Source organism: Pseudomonas sp. LF020 (assembly GCF_053456425.1).
This window is the reverse complement of the sequence record NZ_JBRFIX010000006.1, coordinates 229,401-249,735: the sequence shown is the minus strand read 5'-3', so window position 1 is coordinate 249,735 and position 20,335 is coordinate 229,401. Positions and strand designations below refer to the sequence as shown.

The 20,335-nt window shown below is 61.3% G+C and carries 13 protein-coding genes; 12 read left to right on the top strand and 1 reads right to left on the bottom strand.

What is annotated here, in order from left to right:
* Nucleotides 1-416 precede the first annotated feature (416 nt).
* From ACU680_RS16430 to choV, 3 genes are all read left to right on the top strand, one after another.
* Nucleotides 417-1,364, top strand: coding sequence for a choline ABC transporter substrate-binding protein (locus ACU680_RS16430; RefSeq protein ID WP_007962644.1), 948 nt, complete (start codon nt 417-419; stop codon nt 1,362-1,364).
* A 66-nt stretch (nt 1,365-1,430) separates the two neighbouring features.
* Nucleotides 1,431-2,276: a choline ABC transporter permease subunit gene (gene choW, locus ACU680_RS16425; RefSeq protein WP_007962645.1), complete on the top strand. Its 846-nt coding sequence runs from the start codon at nt 1,431-1,433 to the stop codon at nt 2,274-2,276.
* A complete protein-coding gene (gene choV, locus ACU680_RS16420; protein WP_025108532.1) occupies nt 2,273-3,451 on the top strand; it encodes a choline ABC transporter ATP-binding protein in 1,179 nt (392 codons plus the stop codon). Before choW ends, choV begins: the two co-directional genes overlap by 4 nt.
* Before the next feature lie 231 nt (nt 3,452-3,682).
* Here the strand turns inward: choV and betT are convergent, their stop codons facing one another.
* Entirely contained in the window at nt 3,683-5,680 is a 1,998-nt protein-coding gene (gene betT / locus ACU680_RS16415) for a choline BCCT transporter BetT (RefSeq protein WP_448179981.1), read from the bottom strand.
* A 428-nt stretch (nt 5,681-6,108) separates the two neighbouring features.
* Between betT and betI the strand changes: the two genes are divergently transcribed.
* The 9 genes from betI (at nt 6,109) to yccS (ending at nt 20,247) form a co-directional block, all read left to right on the top strand.
* Nucleotides 6,109-6,702, top strand: a complete 594-nt coding sequence (betI, locus tag ACU680_RS16410) for a transcriptional regulator BetI (RefSeq protein WP_192562677.1) — start codon at nt 6,109-6,111, stop codon at nt 6,700-6,702.
* An 88-nt stretch (nt 6,703-6,790) separates the two neighbouring features.
* Nucleotides 6,791-8,263, top strand: a complete 1,473-nt coding sequence (betB, locus tag ACU680_RS16405) for a betaine-aldehyde dehydrogenase (RefSeq protein WP_367086033.1) — start codon at nt 6,791-6,793, stop codon at nt 8,261-8,263.
* A 223-nt stretch (nt 8,264-8,486) separates the two neighbouring features.
* Nucleotides 8,487-10,190: a choline dehydrogenase gene (betA, locus tag ACU680_RS16400; RefSeq protein ID WP_448179980.1), complete on the top strand. Its 1,704-nt coding sequence runs from the start codon at nt 8,487-8,489 to the stop codon at nt 10,188-10,190.
* A gap of 285 nt (nt 10,191-10,475) precedes the next feature.
* Nucleotides 10,476-11,918, top strand: a complete 1,443-nt coding sequence (locus tag ACU680_RS16395) for a TldD/PmbA family protein (RefSeq protein WP_448179979.1) — start codon at nt 10,476-10,478, stop codon at nt 11,916-11,918.
* Complete coding sequence (locus ACU680_RS16390; protein ID WP_448179978.1) at nt 11,918-13,255, top strand: TldD/PmbA family protein; 1,338 nt, start codon at nt 11,918-11,920, stop codon at nt 13,253-13,255. The genes ACU680_RS16395 and ACU680_RS16390 overlap by 1 nt, the downstream gene beginning before the upstream one ends.
* Nucleotides 13,256-13,395: 140 nt before the next feature.
* Nucleotides 13,396-14,835, top strand: a complete 1,440-nt coding sequence (gene mdtD, locus ACU680_RS16385) for a multidrug transporter subunit MdtD (RefSeq protein ID WP_448179977.1) — start codon at nt 13,396-13,398, stop codon at nt 14,833-14,835.
* A gap of 231 nt (nt 14,836-15,066) precedes the next feature.
* The gene (gene dbpA / locus ACU680_RS16380) at nt 15,067-16,452 is read left to right on the top strand and encodes an ATP-dependent RNA helicase DbpA (protein WP_007962660.1); all 1,386 of its coding nucleotides are present in this window, start codon (nt 15,067-15,069) and stop codon (nt 16,450-16,452) included.
* A 138-nt stretch (nt 16,453-16,590) separates the two neighbouring features.
* Nucleotides 16,591-17,769: a BaiN/RdsA family NAD(P)/FAD-dependent oxidoreductase gene (locus ACU680_RS16375; protein ID WP_448179976.1), complete on the top strand. Its 1,179-nt coding sequence runs from the start codon at nt 16,591-16,593 to the stop codon at nt 17,767-17,769.
* 294 nt (nt 17,770-18,063) lie between these two features.
* Nucleotides 18,064-20,247, top strand: coding sequence for a YccS family putative transporter (yccS, locus tag ACU680_RS16370; RefSeq protein ID WP_448179975.1), 2,184 nt, complete (start codon nt 18,064-18,066; stop codon nt 20,245-20,247).
* The last annotated feature ends 88 nt before the right edge of the window (nt 20,248-20,335 follow it).

Here is a 20,335-nt window from a genome sequence, read left to right as displayed (position 1 = left end):
TGCCGTTCCCGGGCATTAAGCGCCCGCTGGCGGAGCTGCTACGCTCAAGCTGCGATCCGCCGGAATGCCCGCATCATCAGGCTTTTGCCGGGTCGCTCGGCGTCTGACACCGACGCACTCATGCCCACCAACGCCGTGCCGGTTTTCTCCCGTGTTTTCGCCGTTTTTATGCGGTTCAGATCGCCAGACGGGGCAGAAAAAAGCTGTAAACGACGTCACTGACACTGGATGCGACCATCCCTGTACTGGATACGACCCACCCTGTAGGCGTCAGATTTTCACTGGTACATGATCGTTATGACTCGATTGCAAGGCGCCGTGGTAGAGCTGTCTCCAGAACGCCATCCAACCGCAACCTATAAGTGCGGTGGTCCACAGTCGGAACACTGCCAAAAAAAACACCAAGGAGTCCATCCATGAAAGGTTCCCCGTCGTTGTTGTTGGCCGCCATGCTGAGTCTGCCGTTACTGGCTCAAGCCGCAGAACCGGCGCAGTGCAGTACCGTGAATTTCTCCGATGTCGGCTGGACCGACATCACCGCCACCACCGCCACCACCTCGGTGGTGCTCGACGCCCTCGGCTACAAGACCAAGACCACCATGATCTCGGTGCCGGTGACCTACAAGTCGCTGGCCGACGGCAAGAACATGGACGTGTTCCTCGGTAACTGGATGCCGACCATGGAAAACGACATCAAGGCCTACCGCGATGCCGGCACCGTGGAAACCGTGCGCACCAACCTCAAGGGCGCCAAGTACACCCTCGCCGTACCGCAAGCCTTGTATGACAAGGGTCTGCATGACTTCGCCGACATCGCCAAATTCAAGAAGGAACTCGACGGCAAGATCTACGGCATCGAGCCTGGCAACGACGGCAACCGCCTGATCCAGAGCATGATCGACAAGAACGCCTTCGGTCTGAAGGACGCCGGTTTCAAGGTCGTCGAATCGTCCGAGGCGGGCATGCTCTCGCAGGTTGATCGCGCGCAGAAACGCGACACCGCCGTGGTCTTCCTCGGCTGGGCGCCGCACCCGATGAACAAGCGCTTCAAGATCCAATACCTGACCGGTGGCGATGACTTCTTCGGCCCCGACTTCGGTGCCGCCACCGTGGCGACCAACACCCGCAAGGGCTACTCCACCGAATGCAGCAACGTCGGTCAGTTGCTGAAAAACCTGGAGTTCAATGTCGACATGGAAAGCGAGCTGATGGGCAACATCCTCGACGACAAGATGAAGCCTGAAGCGGCCGCCAAGGCCTGGCTGAAAAAGAATCCACAGGTGCTCGATACCTGGCTCGCTGGCGTGACCACCATTGACGGTAAACCTGGCCTGGAAGCCGTGAAAGCCAAGCTCGCACAGTAATTGCCTTACGCCGGGCGAGTTCGCTCGCCCGGGCTGTTTATTCCTTGCATGCGGACGTTCACTACCATGCTGATTGATCAGAAAATCCCTTTAGGCCAGTACATCGCGGGCTTCGTCGAATGGTTGACGCAACACGGCGCCAGCACCTTCGACGCAATCGCCGTGACCCTGGAAACGATGATCCACGGCGTGACGTTTGCGCTGACCTGGTTCAATCCTTTCGTCTTGATCGGCCTCATCGCCCTGCTCGCGCATTTCATCCAGCGCAAATGGGGGCTGACTGTTTTTGTGATTGCCTCGTTCCTGCTGATCCTCAATCTGGGGTACTGGCAGGAAACCATGGAAACCCTCGCCCAGGTCATGTTCGCGACCCTGGTCTGCGTGGTCATCGGCGTGCCGTTGGGCATCGTCGCCGCGCACAAGCCGATGTTCTACACTTTGATGAGGCCGGTACTCGATCTGATGCAGACCGTACCGACCTTCGTTTACCTCATTCCGACCCTGACCCTCTTCGGGCTGGGTGTGGTGCCGGGCCTGATCTCCACGGTGGTGTTCGCCATCGCTGCGCCGATCCGCCTGACCTACCTGGGCATCCGCGATGTCCCGCAAGAACTGATGGACGCCGGCAAAGCCTTCGGCTGCTCGCGTCGCCAATTGCTCTCACGGATCGAACTGCCTCACGCCATGCCGAGCATCGCTGCCGGCATCACCCAGTGCATCATGCTGTCGCTGTCGATGGTGGTGATCGCGGCACTGGTGGGCGCCGACGGACTCGGCAAACCGGTGGTCAACGCACTGAACACTGCTGATATCGCCCTGGGCTTCGAAGCAGGCCTGGCGATCGTACTGCTGGCGATCATGCTCGACCGTATCTGCAAACAACCCGACGCCAAAGTAGGGGGTGACGCATGAGCATAATTCGCTTCGAAGACGTCGACGTAATCTTCTCCAAGGATCCACGCGAGGCACTCAAGCTGCTGGATCAGGGCATGACGCGCAACGAGATCCTGAAAAAGACCGGGCAGATCGTCGGCGTGGAAAAGGCCAGCCTGGACATCAACAAGGGCGAGATCTGCGTACTGATGGGCCTGTCCGGCTCCGGCAAGTCGAGCCTGCTGCGCTGCATCAACGGCCTCAACACCGTGAGTCGCGGCAAGCTGTTCGTCGAGCACGAAGGCAAGCAGATCGATATCGCTTCCTGCACCCCGGCCGAACTGAAAATGATGCGCACCAAACGCATCGCCATGGTGTTCCAGAAGTTCGCCCTGATGCCGTGGCTGACGGTGCGCGAGAACATCAGTTTCGGTCTGGAAATGCAGGGCCGACCGGAAAAGGAACGGCGCAAGCTGGTCGACGACAAGCTCGAACTGGTCGGCCTGACTCAATGGCGCAACAAGAAGCCCGATGAACTCTCCGGCGGCATGCAGCAGCGTGTCGGCCTGGCGCGGGCACTGGCGATGGACGCCGACATTCTGCTGATGGACGAACCGTTCTCGGCACTCGACCCGCTGATCCGTCAGGGTCTGCAGGATGAACTGCTGGAACTGCAACGCAAGCTGAGCAAGACCATCGTGTTTGTGAGTCACGATCTCGACGAAGCACTGAAACTGGGTAGCCGCATCGCGATCATGAAGGACGGCCGGATCATCCAGTACAGCGTGCCGGAAGAGATCGTACTGAACCCGGCGGACGACTATGTGCGCACCTTCGTAGCCCACACCAACCCGCTCAACGTTCTGTGCGGGCGCAGCCTGATGCGCACGCTGGACAACTGCAAACGCATCAACGGTTCGGTGTGTCTCGACCCGGGTGGCGATTCGTGGCTGGACCTGGCCGAAGGCAACACCATCAAGGGCGCGCGCCAGAACGGTTCGGTACTGAACCTGCAGAACTGGGCACCGGGGCAAGCGGTGGAAGGCCTGGAGCGCAAGCCAACACTGGTGGACTCGAACATCGGCATGCGTGACGCGCTGCAGATTCGCTACCAGACCGGCAACAAACTGGTGCTGCACGACAACAACCATGTGGTGGGGATTCTTGGCGACAGCGAGCTGTATCACGCGTTGCTGGGCAAGAATCTCGGGTAATGCGCCAGGTGGGATAAAAAAGGGATCGCAGTGAGCGATCCCTTTTTGTTGGGTCAGGAAAAAGCCCCTCACCCTAGCCCTCTCCCAGAGGGAGAGGGGACTGACCGAGTTGAACGGTCAAACTACATCGACCTGAAATATCGAGTCGAATTCAGGCTTTGAAAAGCCCCCGATCTGCTCCCTTTCCCCCTCTCCCTTGGGGAGAGGGCTGGGGTGAGGGGGCTTTTGACTTTAGCTGTACACCCGGCCAAGGAGCTGCCGATGGCTTTCAAACTGATCGAGCACATCGCGTGTGATCTGATCCTGCGTGAAGCCCATCAGGTCGTAATCCTGGCTGCCGTTGTGCAGATACACCTCGGCGCGGTAGTAACGCTGGCGCGCTTCATCGGACTGGGCCGATTCGGTCGGGGTCGCCAGGTAGCCGTCCAGGCTCACTTCGTAGACGAAAGGGTTGCCCTCTTCCATCTCGACGCGCACGCCCATGCAGCGCTTGGATTTGCCCAGCAGCGTCTGCACTTCCAGACCCTGTGCACGCAGCTGCGCAGCAGCGTCGTCCAGTGCCGGGGTCACGTGTTTGTCCATGAAGCGTTGCACCACCGATTGGCTCGGTTGCAGGTCCAGTTGCGTCAGACGCTCGCTGAAACCACGACGACCGCGTTCAGCCAGTTGCGCCTGCTCCTGTTCGATCTGCACGTCCTGACGCATCGCCTTGTGCAGGCCGAACATGAAGCAGATCAACACCACCGAGAACGGCAGACCGGCCAGCACCACCATGGTTTGCATGGCTTCGAAGTTACCGGCGAACAGCAGACCGATGGTCACCAGCGTGATCACCACCGACCAGAAGATCCGCAGCCAGTGCGGCGCATCTTCGTCGACGTTGCCACCCTTGCAGGACAGGTTCGCCATCATCACCGCGCCGGAGTCGGCCGGGGTCAGGAACAGCACGAAACCAACGAAGATCGACACACCGATAACGACTTTCGACGCCGGGTAGTGCTCAAGCAACTGGTAGATCGCCATCGACGGTTGTTCCAGCGCCGTCTTGCCGAGTTCCACCGCCCCCTGATTCATCACCAGATCCAGTGCCGAGTTACCGAAGATCGACAGCCACGCCAACGTGAAGCCCAGCGGAATCAGCAGCACGCCGGCCACCAGTTCACGCACGGTACGACCACGGGAAATACGCGCGATGAACATGCCGACGAATGGCGCCCAGGAAATCCACCAGGCCCAGTAGAACAGGGTCCACAGGCCCAGCCAGCGGTCGGACTTGGCGCTGTCGCCTTCATAGACGTACAGGTCGAAGGTCTTCAGCACCACGCCGTTGAGGTAGTCGCCGATGTTCTGCACGAAGCCGTTGAGCAGGTGCAGGGTCGGGCCGAACAGCAGGACAAAAATCAGCAGGCCGCTGAACAGCACGATGTTCAGGTTGGACAGACGACGAATGCCGTTTTCCACACCGGACACGGCAGCGATGGTCGCCACGGTGCTCATCACGATGATCACGATCAGCAGGTTGGTGTTGCTGTGCTCCATGCCGAACAGGTTTTCCAGCCCGGAGGACACCTGCAACGAGCCGATCCCCAGGTTGGTCACCAGACCCAGCAGGGTCACGAACATGCCGAAGCCGTCCACCGCATGACCGGCGGCGCCTTTGACCCAACGCTCGCCGACCAGTGGATACAGCGCCGAGCGCAGTGCCAATGGCTGGTTATGACGGTAAGCGAAGTACGCCACGGCCAGACCGACCAGCGCATAAATCGCCCAGCCGTGCAGGCCCCAGTGCAGGAAGGTCAGTTGCACCGCCTGACGCGCGGCCAGGTTGGTGGCCGCTGCGCCTTCCGGTGGATTGAAGTAATGGTCCAGCGGCTCGGACGCGCCGAAGTACAGCAGCGAAATACCGATACCCGACGAGAACAACATCCCCGCCCAGGCGCCGTAACTGAAATCCGGAGTATCGTCCTTGCTGCCCAGTTTGAGTTTGCCGTAGGAGGAAAACGCCAGGCCCACCACAAACACCAGGTAGGCGGCGATCACCACCATGTAGTACCAGCCGAAGCTGCGCGACAACCAGGCCTGAGCGATACCCAACAATCTGCCGGCCTCTTGCGGGGCGATGATCAGAATGGCGGTCAACAACAGAATCAACGCGGTAGAGGTGTAAAACACCCAACCGTTGACCGTCACCTTCTCGGGCGGGGTCTTTATAAGAGAGGCAGAACTCATGGCACAAATGCTCCAGGCAGTGCGAGAGAAGAACACAAGGCAACACGGAACCCGACCAATCGGTTAGTTGGCAGCCGACCGGCGGGTGATATAAAGACACCCCGAAAAAAGCCCGAACCTGCCGAAATGGCGTTGCGAATCGCTTTCGTGGCCAAAGCTGTGCGGACGTTCATCCGAAACCTGGCCCCGAGCGTCTTGCCCATTCAACACGTCCATCGAATAGCGAACCGCGCCATGCCCCACGCAGGTTTCAAGCATTTTCGGATGTCGTTTTATCGCCATTTACAAGCAGAAAAAATCTGTAGGCAGCGACGATTTGTCGCAGATCTTATTCTTTGTTGATTGAACGTTCAATCAAAACAAAATAGACTGGCCCTCAATCCGATAGGCGTTTATCGCCCTTCGGAAGGCCTAAGGAGATGTGCAAGATGCCCAAGGTCGGTATGCAACCCATCCGCCGCCAACAACTGATCGAAGCCACGTTGCAGGCGGTCGATCAGGTCGGTATGGGGGACGCCAGCATTGCGCTGATCGCCCGTTTGGCCGGTGTCTCGAATGGCATCATCAGTCACTATTTTCAGGACAAGAATGGCCTGATCGCCGCCACGATGCGGTATCTGATGACCGCCCTCAGCGAGAGCGTCACCGCGCGCCGTCAGGCGCTGGCAGACAGCAGCCCACGGGCGCATCTGCAGGTGATCATCGAAGGCAACTTCGACGCCAGCCAGGTCAATGGCCCGGCAATGAAAACCTGGCTGGCCTTCTGGGCCACCAGCATGCACCAGCCGTCTTTGCACAGGTTGCAGCGGATCAACGATCACCGTCTGTATTCCAACCTGTGCTGCGAGTTCCGCCGTGTGTTGCCGCTCGAAGATGCGCGCAGCGCCGCGCGTGGACTGGCAGCGTTGATCGACGGCTTGTGGTTGCGCGGCGCGCTGTCGGGAGACGCTTTCGACACGGCGCAGGCGCAACAGATCGCTTACGAATACATGGATTTCCAATTGGCCAAGCAGGTGAGCTAGAGCACACAGAAAACGCTCGGCCCCTGAACGCCACCGCAGCCTGATCGCGGTGGTCAACGCCAACCACTAATGCACTTGCGAGGACACTATGGCCCGTTTCGAACTGCAAAAACTCTACATCGATGGCGCGTACTCCGACGCTGGCAGCGATGCCACCTTCGAAGCCATCAACCCGGCGAACGGTGAAGTCCTCGCCCAAGTGCAACGTGCGACCAAGGAAGACGTCGAGCGTGCTGTGGTCAGCGCTGAAAAGGGCCAGAAAATCTGGGCCGCGATGACCGCCATGGAGCGTTCGCGCATCCTGCGTCGCGCCGTCGACATCCTGCGCGAGCGCAACGATGAGCTGGCTGCTCTGGAAACCCTGGACACCGGTAAAGCCTTCTCCGAAACCAAATACGTCGACATCGTCACCGGCGCCGACGTGCTGGAATACTACGCAGGCCTGGTGCCGGCGATCGAAGGCGAGCAGATTCCGCTGCGCGACACTTCCTTCGTCTACACCCGTCGCGAGCCGCTGGGCGTGGTCGCCGGTATCGGCGCGTGGAACTACCCGATCCAGATCGCGCTGTGGAAATCCGCACCGGCCCTGGCCGCCGGTAACGCGATGATCTTCAAGCCAAGCGAAGTCACCTCGCTGACCACCCTGAAACTGGCCGAGATCTACACCGAAGCCGGCCTGCCAAACGGCGTGTTCAACGTGCTGACCGGCAGCGGCCGTGAAGTCGGCACCTGGCTGACCGAGCACCCGCGCATCGAGAAAGTCTCCTTCACCGGCGGCACCGACACCGGCAAGAAAGTCATGGCCAGCGCTTCGGCTTCGTCGCTCAAAGACGTGACCATGGAACTGGGCGGCAAGTCGCCGCTGATCATCTGCGACGACGCCGACCTCGATCGTGCCGCCGACACCGCGATGATGGCCAACTTCTACAGCTCCGGTCAGGTTTGCACCAACGGCACTCGCGTATTCGTACCGAGCCACCTGAAAGCCGCTTTCGAAGCCAAGATCGTCGAGCGCGTCGCGCGCATCCGCATCGGCAACCCGGAAGACGAAAACACCAACTTCGGCCCGCTGGTCAGCTTCCCGCACATGGAAAGCGTGCTGGGTTACATCGCCAAAGGTAAGGAAGAAGGTGCCCGCGTACTGTGCGGCGGCGAGCGTCTGACCGACGGCGAATTCGCCAAAGGCGCCTTCGTCGCGCCGACCGTGTTCACCGATTGCACCGACGAGATGACCATCGTTCGTGAAGAAATCTTTGGCCCGGTGATGGCGATCCTCTCTTACGAGACCGAAGAAGAAGTGATCCGCCGCGCCAATGACACCGACTTCGGCTTGGCCGCCGGTATCGTCACCAAAGACCTGAACCGCGCGCACCGCGTGATTCATCAACTGGAAGCCGGTATCTGCTGGATCAACGCCTGGGGCGAGTCCGACGCGAAGATGCCGGTTGGCGGTTACAAGCAGTCGGGCGTGGGTCGTGAAAACGGCATCAGCTCGCTGGCCAACTACACACGCATCAAATCGGTACAGGTCGAGCTGGGCGATTACGTCTCGGTGTTCTGATCTGACGCAACTCTGAGGTTGGGGCCCTTGTGGCGAGGGAGCTTGCTCCCGCTGGGCTGCGCAGCGGCCCCAACTGCAGACACCGCGCTCATCCAGACAGAGCTCGGTCGCAGGTTCTGCGACTGCTTCGCAGTCGAGCGGGACGGTGCGGCGATCCGACAAGATCCCTCGCCACAAAACAAGCAGCTCGGCAGCCTGACCACATCTAAAGAGGGTGCATTCAATGTCCCAAGAATTCGATTACATCATCATCGGTGCCGGCTCGGCCGGTAACACCCTGGCGACCCGTCTGACTGAAGACGAAGGCGTCACCGTGCTGCTGCTCGAAGCAGGCGGCCCGGACTACCGTTTTGACTTCCGCACGCAAATGCCGGCCGCGCTGGCGTTCCCGCTGCAGGGTCGTCGCTACAACTGGGCGTACGAAACCGATCCGGAGCCACACATGGACGGTCGCCGGATGGAATGCGGTCGCGGCAAGGGCCTTGGCGGTTCGTCGCTGATCAACGGCATGTGCTACATCCGTGGCAACGCGATGGACTACGACGGCTGGGCGAAACTGCCAGGCCTGGAAGACTGGTCGTACCTGGACTGCCTGCCGTACTTCCGTAAAGCGGAAACCCGCGACATCGGCCCGAACGACTACCACGGTGGCGACGGCCCGGTCAGCGTGACCACGCCGAAGGCGGGCAACAACCCGCTGTTCCACGCCATGGTTGAAGCCGGCGTGCAGGCCGGTTACCCGCGCACCGAAGACTTGAACGGCTACCAGCAGGAAGGCTTCGGCCCGATGGACCGCACCGTGACGCCGAACGGCCGTCGTGCTTCCACCGCCCGTGGCTACCTCGACGTCGCCAAGAAGCGTTCGACCCTGACCATCGTCACCCACGCCCTGACCGACAAGATTCTGTTCGAAGGCAAGCGTGCGGTCGGCGTGCGTTACCTGGTCGGTTCGGCGGAAGAGCGCGTTGAAGCCAAGGCGCGCAAGGAAGTCCTGCTGTGCTCCGGCGCCATCGCTTCGCCGCAGATTCTGCAGCGCTCCGGTGTCGGCCCGGCAAAACTGCTGGAAAGCCTCGACATCCCGGTGGTCCACGACCTGCCGGGCGTCGGTGAAAACCTGCAGGATCACCTTGAGCTGTACCTGCAATATGCTTGCACCCAACCGGTCTCGCTGTACCCGTCGCTGCTCTGGTACAACCAGCCGGCCATCGGTGCCGAGTGGCTGTTCAACGGCACCGGCATCGGCGCCAGCAACCAGTTCGAAGCCGGCGGTTTCATTCGTTCGCGTCCGGAATTCGAGTGGCCGAACATCCAGTATCACTTCCTGCCAGTGGCGATTAACTACAACGGCAGCAACGGTGTGAAAGAGCACGGTTTCCAGGCGCACATGGGTTCCATGCGTTCGCCGAGCCGTGGCCGCATCCAGTTGAAGTCCAAGGATCCGCGTCAGCACCCGAGCATCCTGTTCAACTACATGGCCACCGAGCAGGACTGGCAGGAATTCCGTGACGGCATCCGCCTGACCCGCGAAATCATGCAACAGCCTGCACTGGACGCCTTCCGTGGCCGCGAAATCAGCCCGGGCATCGACGTGCAAACCGATGAGCAACTGGACAAGTTCATCCGCGAGCACGCCGAAACCGCGTTCCACCCGTCCTGCTCGTGCAAGATGGGCACCGACGAGATGGCGGTGGTGGATGGCGAAGGTCGCGTGCACGGCATGCAGAGCCTACGTGTGGTCGATGCTTCGATCATGCCAATCATCACCACCGGTAACCTGAACGCGCCGACGATCATGATGGCCGAGAAAATCGCCGACAAGATCCGTGGCCGCAAGCCTCTGCCGCGTAGCAATGCTGCCTACTACGTTGCTGGCGGTGCGCCAGTGAAAGGCAAGCCGATGCGTGATATCACGCCTGTTGCCCAGTAAGACTTGATACCGCGTCACGGCTAATCGCGAGCAGGCTCACTCCTACAGTTAATCTCCAGTGTTCACATAATGTGTGTTCGCTGGAGATCCTTGTAGGAGTGAGCCTGCTCGCGATGAGGCCCTGCAATTCAATACCCCTCCCCCCTGCTGCACAGTAAATCCTCCTACACCCCCTCTTCACTTGATCCTACCCCCACGCAGGCCTACTCTAGACCTCGCGCAATCGTTTCACCCCTCCCCGCCGAATCGCTTTACCCCGCAACTCCATAACAAGGAGGTTCCCGAATGTTCGATTTCCACCCCCAGCTCAAGCAGCGCTTCGCTGCCTTGCGCACGGGCGCCGAGTTTTTTTCCCTGCGGTATGTACGCGAGTCCGGCCAGTACCTGTCGGTGCGCAAGAACGTCGCCGAGCCGCCAAGCCTGAGCCGCGACGAAGGCGCGATGCTCACTGTGCGGGTCAACGGTGTCGAGGCTTACGCCGCCACCAATGATCTGTCGCAGCAAGGCCTGCAAGCCGCCCTTGAGCGCGCCGAACAGCAGGCCCGGCGCCTCAAGCCGCACGCCTTGCTCGACCTGCGCGACCAGCCGGTGTCGAGCGATCGCGCTGATTACTTTTCGCCCAATCTCGAGCAACCCTTCCCGTCCCTGAGCGAATGCTTCGAGCTGCTCGGCGCGGAGTCCGCCTCGGTGCCAAAGGATGAGCGCCTGGTGAACTGGGAAGCGAGCATCGGCATCACCCACGTCGAGCAGATCTACCTGAGCAGCGCCGGCGCCGAATTGCGCCAGGCCCAGCGCTTCGTCTATCCGGGCCTCGACGTCACCGCCTACGACGGCAACGACAGCCAGACCCGCTCCCTCGGTCGCGAGAACTTCGGCCAGCAGGGCGGCGCGGACGTGATCAGCCGTTGCGGCCTGGTCGGCGCCGGCCCGAAAGTGGCCGATCAGGCCCTGCAATTGCTGCTCGCGCCGAACACCCCGCAAGGCCCGCGCGATCTGTTGCTGATGCCGGACCAGATGATGCTGCAGATCCACGAGTCCATCGGCCACCCGCTGGAGCTCGACCGGATCCTCGGTGACGAGCGCAATTACGCCGGCACCAGTTTCGTCAAAACCAGTGACTTCGGCAGCCTGCAATACGGCTCGAAGCTGCTCAACGTGACCTTCGATCCGGACATTCCCGAAGAGCTGGCGAGTTACGGCCACGATGACGACGGCAGCAAGGCCAGCAAACAATTCCTGATTCGCGAAGGCTTGCTGCTGCGGCCACTGGGTGGCGCGCTGTCGCAGTTCCGCGCCGGTCTCGACGGAGTTGCCAACAGCCGCGCCTGCGGCTGGAACCGGCCACCGATCGACCGCATGGCCAACCTCAACATCGAGCCGGGCGATCAGTCGCTGACGCAACTGATCAGCGGTATCGAGCACGGCATTCTGATGAGCACCAACCGTTCATGGTCGATTGACGACGCGCGCAACAAATTCCAGTTTGGTTGCGAGTGGGGTCAGTTGATCGAGAACGGTGAACTAAAGGGTGTGGTGAAAAATCCGAATTACCGAGGCATTTCCGCGCACTTCTGGAAGAGTCTGCGCGCGGTGGGCGACGCCGGCACCCGGATGGTGCTGGGCACGCCAAACTGCGGCAAGGGCGAGCCGAACCAGGTGATCCGCGTCGGCCACGCTTCGCCGGCCTGCGTATTCAGCAACGTTGATGTGTTTGGGGGAGACGCCTGATGAGCATTTCGAAGAGTCAGTCCGACGCCTTCAAGGTCATGGTCAATTGGCTGCGCGACAGCGTCCGCGAGCCGGAACAATTCACCCTCAGCTATGCCGCCGAATCCTCGGCATTCGTGCGTTTCAACCACGCCAAGGTGCGTCAGGCCGGTCAGGTGCAGCAAGCCGACGTCGGGCTGAAGCTGATTAACGACGGGCGTCACGCCGATCTCCACATCACTCTGTCCGGTGATCAGGAAGCCGATTTGCAGCGCCTCGCCGAAGGCTTGCAACAACTGCGCGAAACCCTGCCGCTGCTGCCACAGGATCCGTACCTGCTGCTCAATCACAACGGCTGGCAGAGCAACAACGTGCAGGCCCATCCGCTGCCCGACACCGAGCAGGTGGTCGAGGAAATCTGCACCGCTGCTGAAGGTCTGGATCTGGTCGGCTTCTATGCTGCCGGTCCGATCAGCCGCGGTTTCGCCAGTTCCTCGGGGGCGTTCGGCTGGCATCAGGCCAACAGCTTCAACTTCGACTTCAGCCTGTTCCACGACAACGGCGAAGCAGTGAAAGCCAGCTACGCCGGGCACGAGTGGAGCAGCGAAGGCTTCACCCGACGCTTCCAGCAGGCGCGCGAGCAACTGGCGTTCCTCGGTCGACCGCTGCGGACTCTGGCACCGGGGCAATACCGCGCCTACCTGGCACCGGCCGCGCTGGAAGAAATCATGGGCATGCTCAGTTGGGGCGGTTTCTCCGCGCAGTCGATTGCAAGCAAAAGCAGCCCGCTGCAGAAGCTGTATGTCGGCGATCAGAGGTTCAGTCCGCTGGTCTCGCTGGATGAGCAAGTCAGCGGTTCGTTGAGCCCGGCGTTCTCCGGCGAGGGTTATCCGCGCAGCGATCTGCGGCTGATTGTCGAAGGCAAGGCCGGTGAGCAACTGGTCGGTTCGCGCAGTGCCGCCGAATACGGCCTGACCGCCAACGGCGCCAGCGGCGGTGAGATGCCGAGTGCGTTGAACATGGCGGCCGGTGATCTGTCACAGGCAGAGATCCTCAAGCAGTTGGGCACCGGGCTGTACATCAGCAACCTCTGGTACCTGAACTACTCGGATCAACCGGCGGCGCGCCTGACCGGCATGACTCGCTTCGCAACTTTCTGGGTCGAGAACGGCGAGATTCAAGCGCCGGTCAGCACCATGCGTTTCGACGACAGCGCCTACAGCCTGCTGGGTTCGCAGCTGGAAGCATTGACCGCCGAGCGCGAGTTGCTGCTGTCGGCGAGCACGTATAGCCAGCGCAATACGTCGTCGGCGTTGTTGCCGGGGGCGCTGGTGAGCCGACTGACCTTGACCCTGTAACACCGCAAAAACCTGTGGGAGCTGGCTTGCCAGCGATGAGGACATCAGATTCAACATAACTTTGTCTGAAAGTCCGCCATCGCTGGCAAGCCAGCTCCCACAGGGTAGTGTTCTGCCTGACCCACACTCTCAGAGGTTCCATGCCCACACGCCCGCCTCTCGACGCCATCACCGCCCGCTGGTTGCCGTGGGTCGTCGCCATTGCGTTCTTCATGCAGTCCCTCGACGGGACCATCCTCAACACCGCCCTGCCGGCCATGGCCCGGGATCTGGCCGAAGACCCGTTGCGCATGCAAGGCGTGGTCATCGCCTACATGCTCACCGTGGCCTTGCTGATTCCGGCCTCGGGCTGGATCGCCGATCGCTTCGGCACCAAGAAAATCTTCTTCGGCGCGATCCTGCTGTTCAGTTTCGGCTCGCTGCTTTGTGCGTTATCCAGCACCTTGACCATGCTGGTGGGTGCGCGGGTGATTCAGGGTCTCGGCGGCGCATTGATGCTGCCGGTCGGACGGCTGGTGGTGCTGCGCGCCTATCCGCGCTCGGAACTGGTGAGGATCATGGGCTTCATCACCATTCCCGGCCTGCTCGGCCCGTTGATCGGCCCGACCATGGGCGGCTGGATGGTGCAATACCTGACGTGGCACTGGATCTTCCTGATCAACCTGCCGGTCGGTGTTCTCGGCTGCTACGCGGTGTGGAAATTCATTCCCGACCTGCGCGGCAGCGAGCGGACGCGCTTCGACAGCCTTGGTTTCCTGCTGTTTGGCGCAGCGATGATCCTGATCACCATCGCCATGGAAGGTCTGGGCGAATTGCACTTGCCGCACCTGCGAGTGATGTTGCTGCTGTTCGGCGGTCTGGCCTGTCTGGCGGCGTACTGGCTGCGCGCCGGGCGTGTCGAAAATCCGCTGTTCGCCCCGTCGTTGTTCAAGACGCGAACCTTCGCGGTCGGAATTATCGGCAACCTGTTCGCCCGCCTGGGCAGCGGCGCCCTGCCGTTCCTCGTGCCATTGTTGCTGCAGGTGGCGCTGGGTTATTCGCCGTCGCAAGCCGGGATGAGCATGCTGCCGCTGGCCGCTGCGGCGATGTTTGCCAAGTGGATGGCGCGACCACTGATCGAACGCCTCGGCTATCGCATCGTGCTCACCGGCAACACCCTGGCGCTGGGGATCATGCTGGCGAGCATGGGCCTGGTCAGCGAGCAGACGCCGTACTGGCTGCTGCTGGGGCTGCTGGCGATTCTAGGGGCGATCAACTCGCTGCAATTCACCGCGATGAACACCGTAACGCTGATCGACCTCGACGACGCCAGCGCCAGCAGCGGCAACAGTCTGCTTTCGGTGGTGGCGCAGTTGTCGCTGAGTCTGGGCGTGGCCTGTGCCGGCGCATTGCTTGGCGGGTTTACGGCGGAGATCGGCAAAGACGGCGTGGAAACCGTGCTCGGGGCGTTCCAGCTGACGTTTGTTACCGTCGGGGTGATGGCGATGCTGGCGGCGACGATCTTCTCGCAACTGTCGAAAGAGGACGGCCGCCGGGTCAAACGCCCGGATGAACATCCGGACGAACACATCGAACACTGAATAAACAGTGAATGCTTTGGTGGCGAGGGAGCTTGCTCCCGCTGGACTGCGCAGCAGTCCCCCCGCTTTTGAATTGAAGAGCGGGGCTGCTTCGCGCCCCAGCGGGAGCAAGCTCCCTCGCCACAGTGGAATTCCTTCCCCTAGGTTTTAGGCACTGTTCGTCCAGAACTTTCGAGGAAAGTGGCACGGGGCTGCTACACTGCGCGACATTTTGTTTTGCAGGCCAGTCCCGTGACCACCATCGCCACCGCTTTTAATACTCTGCCGCTGTCCGCCGCCATGCTGGCTAACCTCGAATCCCTCGGTTATGCCCAGATGACGCCGATCCAGGCGCAGAGCTTGCCGGTGATCCTCAAGGGGATGGACCTGATCGCTCAGGCCAAGACCGGCAGCGGCAAGACCGCCGCGTTCGGCATCGGCCTGCTCAACCCGATCAACCCGCGTTACTTCGGTTGCCAGGCGCTGGTGATCTGCCCGACCCGTGAGCTGGCCGACCAGGTCGCCAAGGAAGTCCGGCGTCTGGCCCGTGCCGAAGACAACATCAAGGTCCTGACCCTGTGCGGCGGCGTGTCGTTCGGCCCGCAGATCGCTTCGCTGGAACACGGCGCGCACATCATCGTCGGCACCCCGGGGCGTATCCAGCAACACCTGCGCAAGGGTTCGCTGGTGCTCGACGGCCTGAACACGCTGATCCTCGACGAAGCCGACCGCATGCTCGACATGGGCTTCTACGACGCCATCGAAGACATCATCGAAAAGACTCCGGCACGCCGTCAGACCCTGCTGTTCTCCGCCACATACCCGGTGGGCATCAAGCAACTGGCGTCGAAATTCATGCGCGATCCGCAAACGGTGAAAGCCGAAGCGTTCCACGACGACACGCAGATCGAGCAGCGTTTCTACGAGATTTCCCCGGAAGAGCGCATGAGCGCAGTGACCAAAGTCCTGCACCACTTCCGCCCGGCTTCCTGCGTGGCGTTCTGCTTCACCAAGCAGCAAGTGCAGGAAACCGTCGATCACCTGACCTCCAAAGGCATCTCCGCCGTCGGCCTGCATGGCGATCTGGAACAGCGTGACCGCGATCAGGTGCTGGCGATGTTCGCCAACCGCAGTACTTCGGTGCTAGTCGCCACCGATGTCGCCGCCCGTGGTCTGGACATTGATGCGCTGGACATGGTGATCAACGTCGAACTGGCCCGCGACTCGGAAATCCACATTCACCGCGTTGGCCGTACCGGTCGCGCCGGCGAGAAAGGCATCGCGGTCAGCCTCGTGGCGCCGTCCGAAGCGCATCGCGCGCAAGCCATCGAACAACTGCAGAAAGCCCCGTTGAATTGGGATCAGGTCGATAACCTCAAGTCCCAGGGCGGCGCCCCGCTGCAGCCACCGATGAGCACCCTGTGCATCGCCGGCGGGCGCAAGGACAAAGTGCGTCCTGGCGACATCCTCGGCGCACTGACTGGCGACGCCGGCATCCCCGGCGCCCAGGTGGGCAAGATCGCGATCTTCGACTTCCAGTCGTATGTCGCCGTTGAACGCACCGTGGTCATGCAGGCGTTGCAGCGCCTGAACAACGGCAAGATCAAGGGCCGTTCGCTGCGCGTTCGCGTTTTGTAAAAACAACGCACGCCCCCCTGTAGGAGCTGCCGCAGGCTGCGATCTTTTGACTTTGTTTTTAAAGAGCAAGATCAAAAGATCGCAGCCTGCGGCAGCTCCTACGGTTCGTTTTGTGGTGATATTTCAGAGGACACCGTTTTGCGCTCTACCGAAGTCGTGATCATTGGCGCTGGCGCCGCAGGGTTGATGTGTGCACTGACCGCCGCCGGGCGTGGGCGTCAGGTGTTGCTGCTCGATCATGCGAACAAGGCTGGCAAGAAAATCCTGATGTCCGGGGGCGGCCGCTGCAATTTCACCAACATGTACACCGAGCCGGGCAATTTCCTCTCGCATAACCCGCATTTCTGCAAATCGGCACTGGCGCGCTACACCCAGTGGGATTTCATCGGCATGGTCGCCAAGCACGGCGTGCCGTATCACGAGAAAAAACTCGGTCAGCTGTTCTGCGATAACAAATCCAGCGACATCCTCGGCATGCTGCTCGATGAGTGCGATCAGGTCGGCGTCGAGCTGCACCTCGACACCTCGATCCAGACCATCGAAAAGGTCGAAAGCGGTTACCTGCTCGACACCACCCTCGGCCAGCTGCAGTGCCAGTCACTGGTGATCGCCACCGGCGGGCTGTCGATCCCGACGCTGGGCGCCACCGGCTTCGGTTATCAGGTCGCCAAGCAGTTTGGCCATGAACTGCTGCCGACCCGCGCCGGGCTGGTGCCGTTCACCATCACCGACCAGCTCAAGGAACTCTGCACCGAGCTGTCCGGTACTTCGGTGGATTGTCTGGTCAGCTGCAACGAGCAGAGCTTTCGCGAGAACATCCTGTTCACCCACCGTGGCCTCAGTGGCCCGGCGATTCTGCAGATCTCGTCGTTCTGGGAGCCGGGCGACACCGTGGAGATCAACCTGCTGCCGGATCACGACACCGCCGCGTGGCTGCAACAGCAAGTGGCCGAGCGCCCGAACAGCGAACTGAAAACCCTGCTCGGCGAAATCTTCACCAAGAAGATGGCCAACCTGCTGGCGGACAACTGGTTCGTGTCCAAACCGATGAAGCAGTACACCCACGCAGAACTGGCGCAGATCGCCGACAAGCTCGGCAGCTGGAAAATCGTCCCGGCCGGCACCGAAGGCTACCGCACCGCCGAGGTCACACTGGGTGGCGTCGATACCCGCGAAGTGTCGTCCAAGACCATGGAGTCGCTGAAAAGCCCGGGCCTGTATTTTGTCGGCGAAGTGCTCGACGTCACCGGGCATCTGGGCGGGTTCAACTTCCAGTGGGCCTGGGCCTCGGGTTACGCCGCCGCGCAGTACGTCTGATACACCACAAATCAAACTGTGGGAGCAGCTCTTGTGGCGAGGGAGCTTGCTCCCGTTGGGCTGCGAAGCAGACCCAAAACCGTGAATCGCGGTTAACCTGAAGTAACGCATGACTGGATTTACGACTGCTGCGCAGCCGAGCGGGAGCAAGCTCCCTCGCCACAGGTATAAGTCACTTCTTTACCCAAACGCTTGTAAGGAACACTTTTTGCTGTCAGATGTGATCGGCGCCATTGCGTCGGCGTCATTACTGGCTCAATTTAGCGGCATCGCCTCGGAAGGCCTTCGCACTTCATGTCCTCGACCTCGTTTCGTCAGTCTTTGCGGCGCCTGTGGGCGCTGGATAAATTCAGCTACAGCGTGCGGGTGTTCATCGCCCTGACCGGCAGCATGGCGCTGTGTTGGTATCAGGATGAAATGGGCCTGCTGATCCCGTTATTCCTCGGGATCATCGCCAGCGCCCTGGCCGAGACCGACGACAGCTGGCAGGGCCGCCTCAACGCGCTGGCAGTGACGCTGGTGTGTTTCAGTATCGCCGCGCTGTCGGTGGAGCTGCTCTTCCCCTACCCCATCGTATTCGCCATCGCCTTGGCGCTGGCCAGTTTCGGTCTGACCATGCTCGGTGCGCTCGGCGAGCGTTACGGCGCGATTGCCTCGGCGACGTTGATTCTGTCGGTTTACACCATGATCGGCGTGGATCAGCGCGGCGGCGCGGTCACCGATTTCTGGCACGAGCCGATGCTGCTGGTGGCCGGCGCCGCATGGTACGGCCTGCTGTCGGTGTTGTGGCAGGCGCTGTTTTCCAACCAGCCGGTGCAGCAGAGTCTGGCGCGGCTGTTCCGTGAACTGGGTTTCTATCTGAAGCTCAAAGCCTCGCTGTTCGAGCCGATCCGCCAACTGGACGTCGAAGGTCGGCGACTTGAACTGGCGCAGCAAAACGGTCGCGTGGTCGCCGCGCTGAACAGTGCCAAGGAAATCATCCTGCACCGGGTCGGCAACGGCCGTCCGGGTTCGAAAGTCAGCCGTTATCTGAAGCTGTACTTCCTCGCTCAGGACATCCACGAACGCGCCAGCTCCTCGCACTATCCCTATAACGCGCTGGCTGATGCGTTCTTCCACAGCGACGTGCTGTTCCGCTGCCAGCGCCTGCTGCGCCAGCAGGGCAAGGCCTGCCGCGCGCTGGCCGAATCGATCCAGATGCGCCAGCCGTTCGTCTACGACGCCAGTTTTGCCGAAGCGCTGACTGACCTCGACGCCTCCCTCGAACACTTGCGCATCCAGAGCAATCCGGCGTGGCGCGGCCTCCTGCGCTCGCTGCGCGCACTGGCCGCCAACCTTGGCACCCTCGACCGCTTGCTCAGCGACGCGAGCAACCCTGACGCTTTGGCGGACGCCACCGACAGCAGCCTGCTCGACCGCTCGCCGCGCAACCTCAAGGACGTATGGATTCGCTTGCGCACGCAGCTGACACCAACCTCGTTGCTGTTCCGCCACGCCCTGCGCCTGCCGCTGGCGCTGAGTATCGGCTATGGCATGGTGCACCTGATTCACCCGTCGCAGGGCTACTGGATCATCCTTACCACGCTGTTCGTCTGCCAGCCGAACTACGGCGCGACCCGGCGCAAACTCGGGCAGCGGATTCTCGGCACCGCCATCGGCCTGACCGTGGCGTGGGCGCTGTTCGATCTGTTCCCCAGCCCGCTGGTGCAGTCGTGCTTCGCCATCGCCGCCGGGGTGGTGTTCTTTACCAACCGCACCACGCGCTACACCCTGGCGACGGCGGCGATCACGATCATGGTGCTGTTCTGCTTCAACCAGATCGGCGATGGCTACGGGCTGTTCCTGCCACGCCTGTTCGATACCCTGCTCGGCAGCCTGATCGCCGGCCTGACGGTGTTCCTGTTCCTGCCGGACTGGCAGGGTCGGCGCCTGAACAAGGTGCTGGCCAACACCCTGACCTGCAACAGCATCTACCTGCGCCAGATCATGCAGCAATACGCCGCCGGCAAGAGCGACGACCTCGCCTATCGCCTGGCCCGGCGCAACGCACACAACGCCGACGCGGCGCTGTCGACCACCTTGGCCAACATGCTGATGGAGCCGGGGCATTTCCGGAAGGAAGCGGATGTCGGTTTCCGTTTTCTGGTGCTGTCGCACACCTTATTGAGTTACCTGTCAGGGCTTGGCGCACACAGGGAAACCCAATTACCAGCCGATGTGCGTGAGCATTTGATTGATGGTGCCGGGGTGAAGCTGGCGACGAGCATCGATGAAATCGCCCAAGGCCTGGCGAACAAGCAGCCGGTGGCGATCCAGAGCGACGAAGAGGAAGCGCTGGCCAACGAGCTGGAGCAGATGCCGGACGAGATCGATGAAGGGCAGCGGTTGGTGCAAACGCAACTGGCGTTGATCTGCCGGCAGTTGGGGCCATTGCGCACGTTGGCGGCGCATCTGATCAAGGACACCAGCGAGGCTTAAGGTGACCGGACTGGCCCCATCGCTGGCAAGCCAGCTCCCACATTGACTTGTGCACGCCGCAAAACCTGTGGGAGCTGGCTTGCCAGCG

Excerpts from the sequence above, each read along its gene's own strand:
- ACU680_RS16430 (WP_007962644.1), top strand. The coding sequence starts at position 417 with ATGAAAGGTTCCCCGTCGTTGTTGTTGGCCGCCATGCTGAGTCTGCCG.
- choW (WP_007962645.1), top strand. The coding sequence starts at position 1,431 with ATGCTGATTGATCAGAAAATCCCTTTAGGCCAGTACATCGCGGGCTTC.
- choV (WP_025108532.1), top strand. The coding sequence starts at position 2,273 with ATGAGCATAATTCGCTTCGAAGACGTCGACGTAATCTTCTCCAAGGAT.
- betT (WP_448179981.1), bottom strand. The coding sequence starts at position 5,680 with ATGAGTTCTGCCTCTCTTATAAAGACCCCGCCCGAGAAGGTGACGGTC.
- betI (WP_192562677.1), top strand. The coding sequence starts at position 6,109 with ATGCCCAAGGTCGGTATGCAACCCATCCGCCGCCAACAACTGATCGAA.
- betB (WP_367086033.1), top strand. The coding sequence starts at position 6,791 with ATGGCCCGTTTCGAACTGCAAAAACTCTACATCGATGGCGCGTACTCC.
- betA (WP_448179980.1), top strand. The coding sequence starts at position 8,487 with ATGTCCCAAGAATTCGATTACATCATCATCGGTGCCGGCTCGGCCGGT.
- ACU680_RS16395 (WP_448179979.1), top strand. The coding sequence starts at position 10,476 with ATGTTCGATTTCCACCCCCAGCTCAAGCAGCGCTTCGCTGCCTTGCGC.
- ACU680_RS16390 (WP_448179978.1), top strand. The coding sequence starts at position 11,918 with ATGAGCATTTCGAAGAGTCAGTCCGACGCCTTCAAGGTCATGGTCAAT.
- mdtD (WP_448179977.1), top strand. The coding sequence starts at position 13,396 with ATGCCCACACGCCCGCCTCTCGACGCCATCACCGCCCGCTGGTTGCCG.
- yccS (WP_448179975.1), top strand. The coding sequence starts at position 18,064 with ATGTCCTCGACCTCGTTTCGTCAGTCTTTGCGGCGCCTGTGGGCGCTG.